The organism is Mesorhizobium sp. M5C.F.Ca.ET.164.01.1.1 (genome assembly GCF_004792125.1).
Classification (GTDB): Bacteria; Pseudomonadota; Alphaproteobacteria; order Rhizobiales; family Rhizobiaceae; genus Mesorhizobium; species Mesorhizobium wenxiniae.
Genome location: NZ_SRTG01000001.1, coordinates 1475053 through 1487185 on the forward strand (window position 1 = coordinate 1475053; position 12133 = coordinate 1487185).

Sequence of the window (12133 nt, forward strand, 5' to 3'; positions counted from 1 at the left end):
CCTTCGTGTTGTGTTCCCCTTGGCGATACATGCGCCAGTGATCTGCTGGATTGTCTCTTACAAAAGACACATGTATCCTGTACAAGACAGATACTAACATCAGGAATCAGTAATGCAAGATGGCAATGCCTTGGCAGCGCGGTCGGAAGCTGGTCCGGACGAAGACAAGATTGCGAGTTCCCGCGAGAAGGGTCTCAACCGGGTGCTCCATATCCTGGAGTTTCTTCACGCGAACCAGCGAGCGATCGGGATTGGCGATCTCGCCAAAGGAGTGAATGCGCCGCGCTCGACGATCTACACGCTTGTGCGCTCGCTCGTGGATGCGGGCCTGCTGGAAATGGCCGGCGACGGCAATCGGGTCTATTTCGGAAAGAAGCTTTATCTCTACGGAATGGACTACGTGCGCGGCAACGACTTGCTCAGGAGAGGGCGTCAGGAAGTCGACAATCTGTCGCGCGAGACAGGCGAGACCTCTGAATTGTGCATGCTGCAAAGCGGCCGCTACACGATTGTCCATTCAAGCCCGGGCACCAGGCCATTCCGGATCAGCTCGGCCACAGGTTTGCAGATCCCGCTTCCCTGGACCGCTTCCGGGCGATTGCTTCTCGCCGGTTTCGAACGGGCCGTGATCGAAGACATGGTGTCTGAGGACGATCTCGTCCTGCCGGACGGCCGCAGATTGCTGCTGGACGACTTCATCGCCGATATCGCTACGGCTGGCGCTGTCGGCTACTGTGTGACCTCCGGTCTTGTCGACGCCTATACAAAATGCCTTGCCGCGCCGGTCTTTTCAGCTGCCGGAAAGGTCGAGGCGACGATATGCCTGGTGGTTCCCATCGACACTTCCGAGGAGAAGACCGGCAATCTCATTGCCCTGCTGCGCGAACGCGCCGCGAGGCTTTCGATCACGGGATGAGCAGGATTTGGCGCGACGGTAAGTGGATTCGCTCACGCGATGATGTCGGGGATGATCCGGTCTTCCAGCGCCATCAGCCGGTCTTTCAGGAAAAGTTTTTTCTTCTTCATGCGCTGGATCTGCAGAGGGTCGCAGCCCATGGCGATCATCGCGTTGATCGCCGCGTCGAAATCGGCATGCTCTTGCTTCAGCCGAGAATATTCGAGGCGGATATCGGCCTGTTCCTGTTCGGACATTATCTACCGTCTGCACGTCTGCGGCGCCCAAAAATGGGCCTGATTGGGCGGGGCCGGAGGTATCTTGCACCGGCGCGCAGCCAATACCACATTTCGTATTGCCGTGAAATGCTACCACGCAGCATTCGACATCGATGCCCGATAGTGGCACACTGTCATTATGCCGTCACAGAAGCGAGCCTGCGGTGGACGCGCCTTGACGGCTGCAATCGAGGAAACCATGAAAGGGAGAACCAATCATGTCTCTTGCATCCCATCTTGATGAGCTGCAGCGGAAACACGGCGACATCGAACGCGAAATCGATGATGCGATGAACCATCCATCGGTCGATGACCTCGAAATCGTGAATCTCAAGCGGCGCAAGCTGGCACTCAAGGACGAGATTGAAAAACTGAAGGCGAAACCGAAACCGACCACGCACTGACGTTCTTCTACAGCGCCGCGCGTCCTTTGGACGCGCAAAGGGCGCTGTCGCATTTCTGATTGGCGCATGATTCTTTCCGAAACCCGATTTTCGGGGTCATGCACAGGGATAGCTGCGCGCCGCCTTGGCGCGCGACCATTCTTTCCGGTGGCAACCAATGCCGCCGGAGCGTTTCGTTATTTGTCCGGCGGTCGATTTGACAGGTCTGCCTGCCTGTCGCCATTGACAAGCCATCTTTGCTCCTCCACCTCATGCCGGACCTTCTACGGCGCCGCGCGTCCTTTCGGACGCGCAAACGACGCTGTATTTTGATTTTTGCGCATGATTGTTTCCGGAAACCGATTCCGGAATTCGGCGCTAACAAAGGGCAGCCGGCCATGACCGGATATTTTTCTTCACCCTTCCCGCGCCGTACATCGGTCGGTGTCGATGTCGGCGGCGTGATGGTTGGCGGGGGTGCGCCTGTCGTCGTTCAGTCGATGACCAACACCGACACCGCCGACGTCGACCAGACAGTCGCTCAAGTTGCGGCGCTGCATCGCGCCGGCTCCGAGATCGTGCGCATCACCGTCGATCGCGACGAGAGTGCTGCCGCCGTGCCCGCCATCCGCGAGCGGCTCGAACGGCTCGGCATCGATGTGCCGCTGGTCGGCGATTTCCACTATATCGGCCACAAGCTGCTCGCCGACCATCCGGCTTGCGCCGAGGCGCTGGCCAAATACCGCATCAATCCGGGCAATGTCGGCTTCAAGGACAAGAAGGACCGGCAGTTCGCGGCGATCGTCGAGATGGCGATCCGGTACGACAAGCCGGTGCGCATCGGCGTCAACTGGGGGTCGCTCGACCAAGAGCTTCTGACCCGACTGATGGACGACAACCAGCGCCAAGGCTTTCCGCTGACCGCGCAGGAAGTGACGCGCGAGGCGATCGTGCAGTCGGCGATCCTTTCGGCCGAAATGGCCGAGGAGATCGGCCTTGGCCGCGAGAAGATCATCCTGTCGGCCAAGGTCAGCGGCGTACAGGATCTGATCGCCGTCTACACCGAGCTCGCCACCCGCTCCAACCACGCGCTGCATCTCGGCCTCACCGAGGCCGGCATGGGTTCGAAAGGCATCGTCGCCTCGTCCGCGGCGATGGGCATCCTGCTCCAGCAAGGCATTGGCGATACGATCCGCATCTCGCTGACGCCGGAGCCGAATGGCGACCGCACGCGCGAGGTGCAGGTGTCGCAAGAACTCCTGCAGACCATGGGATTCCGGCAGTTCGTGCCGATCGTCGCCGCCTGCCCCGGCTGCGGTCGCACGACCTCTACCGTGTTCCAGGAACTCGCCCAGAATATCCAGGCGGATCTGCGCAAAAACATGCCGGTGTGGCGTGAAAAATATCCCGGCGTCGAAAACCTCAAGGTCGCGGTGATGGGCTGCATCGTCAACGGTCCAGGTGAATCCAAGCATGCCGACATCGGCATTTCGCTGCCCGGTACCGGCGAGACGCCGACGGCGCCGGTGTTCGTCGACGGCAGGAAGGCGGCGACGCTGCGCGGCCCTTCGATTGCCGCCGACTTCGAAAAAATGGTCGCCGATTATATCGAGCAGCGGTTTGGGCAACCTGGCAAGGCCGCGGCGGAGTAGGTCGATGCGGCGCTTCCTCTGGGCGACGCCGGTTTTGCTTGGTGGATTGGTTTTGCTCGGCGCGCTCGGCTGGGCGACAGCCGCCCACGCCGATCCGCCCCGCCCCGCCAAGCAGCGGCTGCTCGACCGTGTTTGCAACCTGATCGAGGCCCATGCCGATCAAAACGGCCTTTCCAAGGATTTCTTTGCCCGGCTGATCTGGAAGGAAAGCCGCTTCGATCCCAATGCGGTCAGTCCGGTCGGCGCCGAAGGCATAGCCCAGTTCATGCCGGGCACCGCCAAGATACGCGGCCTTGCCAATTCCTTCGATATCGAGCAGGCCATCCCGGCCTCGGCAAAATATCTCGCCGAGATGAAAACCGGCTTCGGCAATCTGGGCCTGGCGGCCGCCGCCTACAATGCCGGTGAAAACCGGGTGTCGCGCTGGCTGAGTTCCGGTGGCTTCCTGCCGATGGAGACCGAAGACTACGTTCTGGACATCATGGGCGAGCCGGCCGACAGGTTCACCGACACCGCCTATGCCGGCACCATCCGGCCGCTCGACAAGAAAGCGAGCTTCGCGGTCGCCTGCCGCAGGCTGCCGGTCATCAAGTCCCAAACCGTGGCCATGGCGTCGATCAACATCAAGCCGTGGGGCGTGCAGGTGGCCGGCAATTTCCGCCGCGCCGCGGCTCTCAGTCAATGGAATGGTGTGAAGCGCCGGTTTCCGGCCTTGCTTAAGGACCATAATCCGGTGGTCAGCCGGGTGCGCACGCCGATCGGCAGGCGCGGCATCTATGCAGTCCGGATCGGCGCCGACTCCAAAGCCAAGGCCAACAATATCTGCCAGAAACTGCAAAGCGTCGGCGGTGCATGCATTGTGGTGCGGAATCGGTAAAGGCGATATGTCGGCGCTTGTTCGGACCTGAAAGTGCTGGCATGCGGCACGCCATCGCCGCGATGGCGGCACAAGGCAACAACCTCATTGTCGATAATGTGCTGTGCGACGGCGAGATGCCGGAGTATCTGAGGTGGCTGTCGGATTTCGATCTATGCCTGGTCGGCGTCTTTGCTCCGCTGGACGTTCTCGAAGGCTCGCGAATCCAGCGGGTCGACCGCTTGCCGGGGCTGTCGCGCTGGCGATATGACCGCGTGCACAAGAATATCAGCTACGATCTCGAAATCGACACCAGCACGCTCACGCCGCTGGAGTGCGCCAGGCGCATAAAAGCAAAATTCCAGCTATAGGCCCACAATGACCGACCTTCTTTACAGCGATCCCGACCTCGTCCAGTTCTACGATATCGAGAACGAAGGCGGCGTGGACTTCGACTATTGCGTCGGCTTTGCCAAGGCCGCGGGCTCGGTTCTCGATCTCGGCTGCGGTACCGGGCAATTGGCGGCGGCGCTCGCCGATCGGCGCAGCGTGACCGGCGTCGATCCGGCGCCGGCGATGCTCGACGTCGCGCGCCGCAGAGCCGGCGGGCAGAGGGTCGACTGGGTCGAGGCCGATGCGCGCAACGTCCGGCTTGGACGACGCTTCGACCTGGTGATTTTGACCGGGCACGCCTTCCAGGTGTTTCTGACGCCAGAAGATCGAGAGGCGGTGCTTGCCACGATCGCCGCTCATCTGGCTGCCGATGGGTGCTTCATCTTCGACACGCGAAATCCAATCGCGCAGGAATGGCTCGAGTGGACGCCGGAACAGTCGCAACGGGAACTCAGTCATCCCGAATTGGGCACCGTAAGAGCGTGGAACGATTTTAGGCGCGATCCCGCTACCGGTGTCGTCACCTACTCGACCCATTATGAAATCCCCGACAGTGGGCGGGTGCTCAGCGCCGAATCGGAAATCGCCTTCCCGACAAAGGAAAGCCTTGCGCAGATGCTGGACGAGAGCGGACTGGTCGTCGAAGAATGGCTCGGGAGTTGGCAGGGCGAGCAATATCTCGATACCTCGCCGGAAATCATCCCGATTGGCCGGTTGCGCTAGCTCGGATGGTTTGCCTTGAGCGGTTTTCCATCTTTTGCCGTGACCGATTGAGCGCACGGACGAGCCGAAAGCACCACCGGCCAATTGCGGCGCTGCGCTGGCGACGCGCCCACCGATGCAACTCGTGAGCATCGCGCAGATTTGGCTGTTCTGAACCCATCGCACCTCCTCGCCGGTATTTTTGATGCTGAAGAAGAGATCATATTATGTATCGCGCGTGCCGATAATCGATGATAATTTCTGTTCATCTGTGACGAGTTGGAATAGATGACCATGGACCGGCCAGAAACGATGGGTGTGTTCCTGTCGGTTGTCGAGGAAGGCGATTTCTCGGCGGCGGCACGCCGGCTGCGGTTGAGCCCATCGGCCGTCAGCAAGATCATCGGGCGGCTTGAGTCCCGCCTTGGCGTGCGATTGCTTCAACGCTCGACGCGGCGGATCAGCTTGACGGCGGAAGGCAGCACCTATGCCGATAGCGCTCGCCGTATCCTGAACGACATCAAAGAGGCTGAAATCGCGATTCAACCCGGCGCAGAACCACGCGGCCGGCTGCGGGTCAGTCTTCCAAGCGCCTTCGGCCATCGTTTGATCGTGCCGATGTTACCGGCCTTCATCGATCGCTACCCTGCCATCGAGCTCGAGCTAATGTTCACAGATGCGATTGTCGACCTATTGGCTGAGGAAACGGACGTCGCCGTGCGCGTTGCCGCCCAGAGCGATTCCAGGCTGGTGATGCGGCGGCTGGCGCCCAATCACCGTGTCATTTGCGCGTCAGCTCGGTATCTCGAAAAACACGGTATCCCGATGACGCCAGGCGATCTTCAACATCATACATGTCTTGGCATCACATCACGTGGCGGCCTCAACATCTGGGAATTCGATGGCCCGGACGGTCCGCAAAGCATGCGTATCCGCAGCCCGATAGAGGCCAACAGCACGGAAGCGCTACGCCGGCTGGCGCTCGCCGGTGTCGGCATCGTGTGCATGTCGGAGATATTGGTTGGACCGGATATCAGGATAGGCAGACTGACCGCATTGCTCACCGGATACAATCATCATGATGGACCGCCAATCTGCGCCGTCTATCCGCCTGGTCGAATCCTGGCGCCGCGTGTGTGCGTGTTCGTGGATTTCCTGGCCGAACAATTCGCCAACCCTCCTTGGCTACACGGCGCGCCATAGGACGGCAGTACAGCCTGGAACAGCGTCAGCTGTTGCGGGCCGCCACGAATTCCGCTGCCTGCTTCAGAAGCGCGGCGTGTCCGCCATAGGGATGAAGCAAGGCGTGAGCCTGGTCAACGAGGCCTTGAAGCTGGCCCCGCGCCCAATTGGCGCCGTGCAGCGCCACCAGCGTCGCCTTGCCGGCGGCTGCATCCTTGCCGGTTGCCTTGCCCATCTGGTGCGCGTCCGCCGTCAGATCGAGCAAATCGTCGGCAAGTTGAAAGGCAAGCCCGATCGCGGAGCCGAATTCCGCCAGTCTTTCACGGTCCGCCGCTGGCGCGCCGGCAAGGATTGCGCCCGCCTCGCAGGCGAAGCGGATCAGTGCGCCGGTCTTCATCGCCTGAAGCCGGATGATGCCGGCCTCGTCCGGCCTGATACGCTCGGCTTCGAGATCGAGCATCTGGCCGCCGACCATGCCGCCGGCTCCGGCAGCGCGGGCCAGCGCCAGCACCAGCGCCGCCCGTCGCTCGGCCGGCAGCATTGTCGCTTCGTCGGCAATGATGTCGAAGGCGAGCGCCAGCAAGGCGTCGCCAGCGAGGATAGCGGTCGCCTCGTCGAAGGCCTTGTGCACGGTCGGCTGGCCACGGCGCAGATCGTCGTCGTCCATGGCCGGCAGATCGTCATGGATCAGCGAATAGCAATGCACGCATTCGAGCGCCGCCGCCACGCGCAGCGCCGCCTCGCCGTCGGCGGAAAACAGCGCGGCGCTTTCCATGACCAGAAAAGGGCGCAGGCGCTTGCCGCCGTTCAGCACGCCGTGGCGCATCGCCTCCATCAGACGTTGCGGCCGCGCGATCTCGCCTGAAAGCGGACGGTCGTCGAGCAGTCGCCTGAGCAGCGCCTCGACCGGACCTGTGCGCGCGACAAGCGCTGCCTCGAACGGCATTTGATCGTCTTTCGTCATGCCGGGGACGGGTAGCTGACACTCAGACGTTGCGCAAGAAGCCAAGCGCCATTATGCCGGGGCAGGAGCAGCATGGATTGAGCGGCTTGGCGGAACCGATCGTCGATCACGAAACCGAAGGGCTGGACATGGTGAGGCCGAAACGCGGCAACCGCATCGGTCTCAAACGTTGGCCCCGGCACTGGGTCCGGCGCGGCATCACGGTCGCCGTCGTGCTGGCGCTGATGCCGGTGGTATTGACCTTTCTGTATCTGCCGCCGTTCGTGCATCCGGTGTCGACACTGATGCTGAAGGATCTGTCGACGTTTTCCGGCTATGACCGGCGCTGGGTCTCGATCGACGATGTGGCGCCGGCGCTGGCGAATTCGGTTGTCATGTCGGAAGACGGGCAGTTCTGTTTCCATCGCGGCATCGACCTTGGCGAGTTGAGGGGCGTCGTCGACGATGCGCTGGCCGGCGAGATGACGCGCGGCGCCTCGACCATCACCATGCAGACCGTGAAGAACCTTTATCTCTGGTCGCGGCCGCTGGGCTCGGTCCGGAAAGTCGTCGAGCTGCCGCTGGCCGTCTATGTCGACATGGTGATGTCGAAACGGCGCATTATGGAAATCTATCTCAATATCGCCGAATGGGGGCCGGGCATCTATGGCATCGAGGCCGCCGCCCAGCACCATTTCGGGGTTTCGGCAAAACGATTGTCGCGTCGCCAGGCGGCGCTGCTTGCCGTCACCTTGCCGAACCCAATCGCGCGCAACCCGGCGAAGCCCGGACCGGGGCTGAGACGGCTGGCCGCGCTGATCGAGCGGCGCGCGGGCCGGTCCGGCGCCTATGTCGGCTGTCTGCGTTAGCTTAAAAAAATTTGCGGCGACGCTGGCCAAAACGGCGCAGGGCGTGTATAGGCACCCGACTTTCTCAGATTCCGGCCCCTGACGCGGCCCTTTCACGAGGGCAGCCGGGGCATTTTGACCATGTAGTGGAGCATATCCATGGCCGTACCGAAACGAAAAACCTCTCCGTCGAAGCGCGGCATGCGCCGTTCGGCCGATGCCTTGAAGGCCCCGACCTATGTCGAGGACAAGAATTCCGGCGAGATGCGCCGCCCGCACCATATCGACCTGAAGACCGGTATGTATCGCGGTCGCCAGGTTCTGGAGCCGAAGGAAAGCTGAGAACGCTTTCGACGGTTTTGTGACTCCCGAAGACCGGCCATCGCGCCGGTCTTTTTGCACTTGGCGGAGATGATCGCCCACCGAACCAATTTCAGAGAGCTCAGCAGCCGTACCGGACGGCAGCCGCGCCGGCTGACATGGTTATTTCGCACCGTCTTGGTCCGTGTTCGCGGTCACGTACGAAAATTCTTGACGGCGAACGCCGAGCGCATACTAGAGAAGGTTGTCCAATCGGAGCCTTCTGATGTTTGGTGCCATCCCGCTGCTGATCGTGCCCTTCGTCCTCTATAATCTGGGGCTTCTGGGAATATTCGGCGGCGGCGACGATCCCTGGGCAAGCCAAATGTTCTCGATCCGCATGATGTCGGGCGGAGTGTTCTCGATGACGCTCGGCGATCTGATCGTGCTGATCGGGCTGATCCTCTTCTTCATCGAAATCGTGAAATCGACGCGCACGTCGAACGCCTCGATCATGGACCACCTGTTGTCGACCTTCGTCTTCGTGGCGTTCCTGGTCGAGTTCCTGCTGGTGAAGGGCGCGGCGCACTCGGTTTTCTTCACACTGATGGTCATCACACTGGTCGATGTCCTGGCCGGCTTCTCAGTATCGATGCGAGCGGCCACTCGTGACATAAACATGGGCTAGAGAGCCCGGCCTCAACAGCGCCGATGATGACGCCGGCCTCGTCGCGGATCAGCACCGCCGGAGACGGGCAGGACACGCCCGCGCCGGCACGTCGGAGACGCCGGCGATTTTAGATGGGTTATCGAAGATTAGAGCGCAGTGCGACGCGCAAAGGACGGTCTGCGATTTGAATCGCGCAAGCTTCTTTCCGGAAACCGATTCCGGCTTCCAGCATTATGCGCTGCGAACCAGCCCTATTTTTTCTTGGCGCGCGCCGGCTTCTTCACCGGAGCAGCCGGCGCATTGGCGAGGTCTTCCGCTTCCTTGGCAAGGCGGAGCGCCCTCAGTTTGTTGGTCTTTATCTGGCGGGCGTCGCTCTCGGCGACATATTCCGCCATCGCCTTCTGGCGAACCGTGGCTGCCTCTTCCTGCTTCTTGAAACGCAAATCGGCCCGCGCGCGGGCAGTATCCTTAGAGTTCTCAACCAAGGGCTTTTCCAATCCCGTAAATTATAGTTTTCATTCCTTTAATAGCAGAGCCGACCTGCAATGGGGAAAATAAGTTGGTCAGGCGCGGGAATCGCACCTGGCGCCCGGCGCCTTTCGAGCGGCAACCGCCTCGTATCCGGCCTGCAGGGTGGCACGCACGGTGGCATCCGGGAGCGTGTCGGAAGGCGTGCCCAGATGTTCGTGGCGCAGTTCGTCCATGAACTTTTCCCACATCGGCGGGCCGCCCTTCTCCAAAAGCTCGGCGCGGATCGAGAGATCCTCGCTGACAGGCAGCCAGACTCGACCCCAGGCGCCGAGATGCGCCAGGATCGGCACCAGCGTGATCGCCATTTCGGTCAGGCTGTAGATTGCCTTCTGCTTGTGGGTGGGATCGTCCGCCCTGGTCAGCATGCCGAGCTCCATCAGCCGCTTCAGCCGATCAGCGAGTATGTTGGAAGCGATTCCTTCCAGCGACCCGTTGAGCAGGTCGCGAAAGTGGCGTTTGCCGCCGAAAATCATGTCGCGAAGGATGATCAGGCTCCACCGGTCGCCAAACACTTCAAGCGACAGGTTGATCGGGCACCCAGACCGGCGATCGATGCTCATGCGACTCTCCAAAAAAAACCGGTTGCATTATAATATCAGTACTATTATCGTGCAACTGATTGCAAAATGCAATCGGCTTTAGGGAGGAGACTGCGATCATGATGAAGGCTGCGGAACCCGAAATCGCGTCCGAGACGTTTGGCGACCCCGCGCACCCACCGATGCTGCTGATCATGGGTGCCATGGCTTCGATGCTCTGGTGGCCGGAGGCGTTCTGCCGGAAATTGGCCGGCAAGGGTCTGTTCGTGATCCGCTATGACAATCGCGATACCGGCCGCTCGACCAAATATGCGCCGGGCGAACCGCCTTACACTTTCGACGACATGGCGGACGACGCCATCCGCGTCCTAGACAGTTATGGCATCGCGAAAGCGCATGTGGCCGGCATGTCGATGGGCGGCATGATCGCGCAGCTTGTGGCACTGAAACATCCGTCGCGGATCATCTCGCTTACGGCGATCAGCACTTCGCCAATCGGGATCGACACGTCGCATCTGCCAGGGACGACCGACGCCTATATGAAGCATTCGGCTGAAGGCGCGAAAGTCGACTGGTCGAACCGTGACGAGGTGGTCGACTTCATCGTCAAGGACGCGCACGCAATCGCCGGCACCGCGCATCCATTCGACGAGAAGCTGACGAGGGCGTTCGTCGAACAGGATTACGACCGATCCGGCGGCTTATTGAGCGCGACCAATCACTTCCTGCTTAAGAGCGGTGAAGATCGGGGCGGGGAAGACTGGAGGGGTCGCCTGCACGAATTGAAGGTTCCGCTCCTCGTTATCCACGGCACCGCGGATCCGATTTTTCCGGTCGAGCATGGCGCCGCCCTTGCCGAAGCGGTTGCCGGCGCAAGCCTTGTCCGCATTGAAGGCGGCGGCCACGAACTCCATCCCGACGATTGGGCCACGATCGTCGATGCCATTGTCACCCATAGCCAAGCCAGATAAGCGCGGAGCCGGACCTTGACAATAGTTAAGTAGATGCTTCAGTGTCTGGCTCTCTGTAAAAACACGCAGCGGCGAAGCACCAAAGGAACGAGCGAAACAATGTCCTACTTCAAGCTCTTCCCCTACAACAACGGTTAAGTCCGATGCTGCAAGATAGCGCCCAGCTCGACCTGATGTTCCAGGCGCTCGCCGACCCGGCGCGGCGGCACATGGTGGAGCGGCTGTCACGCGGCTCCGCCTCGGTCAGCCAGTTGGCCGAGCCGCTGGCGATGTCGTTGTCGGCGGTCGTCCAGCACCTGAACGTGCTGGAGGCGAGCGGCCTCGTCCGCACCGAAAAGCTCGGCCGGGTGCGCACCTGCCAGATCGAGCCGAAGGCGCTGAGGACCGCCGAACACTGGATCAACGAACGGCGCCTGAACTGGGAACAGCGGCTCGACCAACTCGGCGCCTTTCTTGCGGAAACCAAGGACGAAACCGAAGGAAACTGAGGAGGCCAACATGACCGAACGCTCCGTCGTCCATTCGACCATAGTGCTCGAACGCAGCTACGACGCTTCGCCGGCGCGGGTGTTCGCCGCCTGGTGCGATCCCGCCGCATTGCAGCGCTGGGGCTCGCCCGGAGAGGGGTGGGAAACCAGCATTGACTGCTTCGAGTTCCAGGTGGGCGGCATTGCGCTCAGCCGTTTCGGACCCAAGGGTGGCGAGAGTTATGTGAACGAGACGCGCTACCTCGACATCGTGCGCGACCAGCGCATCGTCTCGGCTGGCGGCATGACCAGCAGCGGCCAGCGATTGTTGGTGGGCCTGCTGACGGTTGAATTCAGTCCAGAAGGCACAGGCTGCCGGCTGGTGATGACCGAGCAAGGCGCCTTTCTTGATGGCCATGATCAGCCCGAAAACCATCAGGCTGGCTGGAGCCAGATGCTCAACAACTTGCGGGTAGAATGCGCATGAGCGCCGCAGCCTGAGCCAAAAGACCAGCAGAGTCGG

At 61.2% G+C, this 12133-nt stretch carries 17 protein-coding genes; 13 read left to right on the forward strand and 4 right to left on the reverse strand.

Annotation, left to right across the window (positions count from 1 at the left end; translation table 11 throughout):
* The first annotated feature begins 112 nt into the window (after positions 1-112).
* On the forward strand, positions 113-916 hold the full coding sequence (locus tag EN807_RS07135) for an IclR family transcriptional regulator (RefSeq protein WP_135934413.1): 804 nt from the start codon (positions 113-115) through the stop codon (positions 914-916).
* 32 nt (positions 917-948) lie between these two features.
* On the opposite strand, the gene EN807_RS07140 is transcribed toward EN807_RS07135, so the two are convergent.
* Entirely contained in the window at positions 949-1152 is a 204-nt protein-coding gene (locus EN807_RS07140; RefSeq protein WP_023797035.1) for a YdcH family protein, read from the reverse strand.
* A gap of 239 nt (positions 1153-1391) precedes the next feature.
* Here EN807_RS07140 and EN807_RS07145 point away from each other — a divergent pair, with 239 nt between their 5' ends.
* The 6 genes from EN807_RS07145 to EN807_RS07170 all read left to right on the forward strand — a co-directional run bounded on the left by EN807_RS07145 (position 1392) and on the right by EN807_RS07170 (position 6362).
* Positions 1392-1577 carry a YdcH family protein gene (locus EN807_RS07145; protein WP_023797036.1) on the forward strand — a complete coding sequence of 62 codons (186 nt, stop codon included), beginning with the start codon at positions 1392-1394 and terminating at the stop codon, positions 1575-1577.
* Positions 1578-1954: 377 nt separating this feature from the next.
* Positions 1955-3208: a flavodoxin-dependent (E)-4-hydroxy-3-methylbut-2-enyl-diphosphate synthase gene (gene ispG, locus EN807_RS07150; RefSeq protein WP_135934414.1), complete on the forward strand. Its 1254-nt coding sequence runs from the start codon at positions 1955-1957 to the stop codon at positions 3206-3208.
* 4 nt (positions 3209-3212) lie between these two features.
* Positions 3213-4085 (forward strand): lytic transglycosylase domain-containing protein, encoded by an 873-nt coding sequence (locus EN807_RS07155; protein ID WP_135934415.1) that lies wholly within the window; start codon positions 3213-3215, stop codon positions 4083-4085.
* Positions 4086-4126: 41 nt separating this feature from the next.
* Positions 4127-4435, forward strand: coding sequence for a hypothetical protein (locus EN807_RS07160; protein WP_246684025.1), 309 nt, complete (start codon positions 4127-4129; stop codon positions 4433-4435).
* Between the two features lie 7 nt (positions 4436-4442).
* A complete protein-coding gene (locus EN807_RS07165; RefSeq protein WP_135934417.1) occupies positions 4443-5180 on the forward strand; it encodes a class I SAM-dependent methyltransferase in 738 nt (245 codons plus the stop codon).
* Positions 5181-5453: 273 nt separating this feature from the next.
* Entirely contained in the window at positions 5454-6362 is a 909-nt protein-coding gene (locus tag EN807_RS07170; protein ID WP_135934418.1) for a LysR family transcriptional regulator, read from the forward strand.
* A gap of 25 nt (positions 6363-6387) precedes the next feature.
* On the opposite strand, the gene EN807_RS07175 is transcribed toward EN807_RS07170, so the two are convergent.
* Positions 6388-7305, reverse strand: coding sequence for a polyprenyl synthetase family protein (locus tag EN807_RS07175; RefSeq protein WP_065011306.1), 918 nt, complete (start codon positions 7303-7305; stop codon positions 6388-6390).
* Positions 7306-7382: 77 nt separating this feature from the next.
* Between EN807_RS07175 and EN807_RS07180 the strand changes: the two genes are divergently transcribed.
* The 3 genes from EN807_RS07180 (at position 7383) to EN807_RS07190 (ending at position 9120) form a co-directional block, all read left to right on the forward strand.
* The gene (locus tag EN807_RS07180; RefSeq protein ID WP_135934419.1) at positions 7383-8153 is read left to right on the forward strand and encodes a transglycosylase domain-containing protein; all 771 of its coding nucleotides are present in this window, start codon (positions 7383-7385) and stop codon (positions 8151-8153) included.
* A 138-nt stretch (positions 8154-8291) separates the two neighbouring features.
* On the forward strand, positions 8292-8474 hold the full coding sequence (rpmF, locus tag EN807_RS07185; RefSeq protein WP_006203806.1) for a 50S ribosomal protein L32: 183 nt from the start codon (positions 8292-8294) through the stop codon (positions 8472-8474).
* A 244-nt stretch (positions 8475-8718) separates the two neighbouring features.
* Positions 8719-9120 carry a hypothetical protein gene (locus EN807_RS07190; RefSeq protein WP_095517940.1) on the forward strand — a complete coding sequence of 134 codons (402 nt, stop codon included), beginning with the start codon at positions 8719-8721 and terminating at the stop codon, positions 9118-9120.
* Between the two features lie 233 nt (positions 9121-9353).
* Here EN807_RS07190 and EN807_RS07195 read toward each other — a convergent pair whose 3' ends face one another.
* Both EN807_RS07195 and EN807_RS07200 read right to left on the reverse strand, forming a co-directional pair.
* On the reverse strand, positions 9354-9587 hold the full coding sequence (locus EN807_RS07195; RefSeq protein WP_029348749.1) for a hypothetical protein: 234 nt from the start codon (positions 9585-9587) through the stop codon (positions 9354-9356).
* A 78-nt stretch (positions 9588-9665) separates the two neighbouring features.
* A complete protein-coding gene (locus tag EN807_RS07200; protein ID WP_135934420.1) occupies positions 9666-10193 on the reverse strand; it encodes a helix-turn-helix domain-containing protein in 528 nt (175 codons plus the stop codon).
* Between the two features lie 98 nt (positions 10194-10291).
* On the opposite strand from EN807_RS07200, the gene EN807_RS07205 reads away from it, so the two are divergent.
* The 3 genes from EN807_RS07205 to EN807_RS07215 all read left to right on the forward strand — a co-directional run bounded on the left by EN807_RS07205 (position 10292) and on the right by EN807_RS07215 (position 12097).
* Positions 10292-11143, forward strand: coding sequence for an alpha/beta hydrolase (locus tag EN807_RS07205; RefSeq protein ID WP_135934421.1), 852 nt, complete (start codon positions 10292-10294; stop codon positions 11141-11143).
* 143 nt (positions 11144-11286) lie between these two features.
* Complete coding sequence (locus EN807_RS07210; protein WP_135934422.1) at positions 11287-11631, forward strand: metalloregulator ArsR/SmtB family transcription factor; 345 nt, start codon at positions 11287-11289, stop codon at positions 11629-11631.
* Between the two features lie 10 nt (positions 11632-11641).
* Positions 11642-12097: an SRPBCC family protein gene (locus EN807_RS07215; protein WP_135934423.1), complete on the forward strand. Its 456-nt coding sequence runs from the start codon at positions 11642-11644 to the stop codon at positions 12095-12097.
* Positions 12098-12133: the final 36 nt, after the last annotated feature.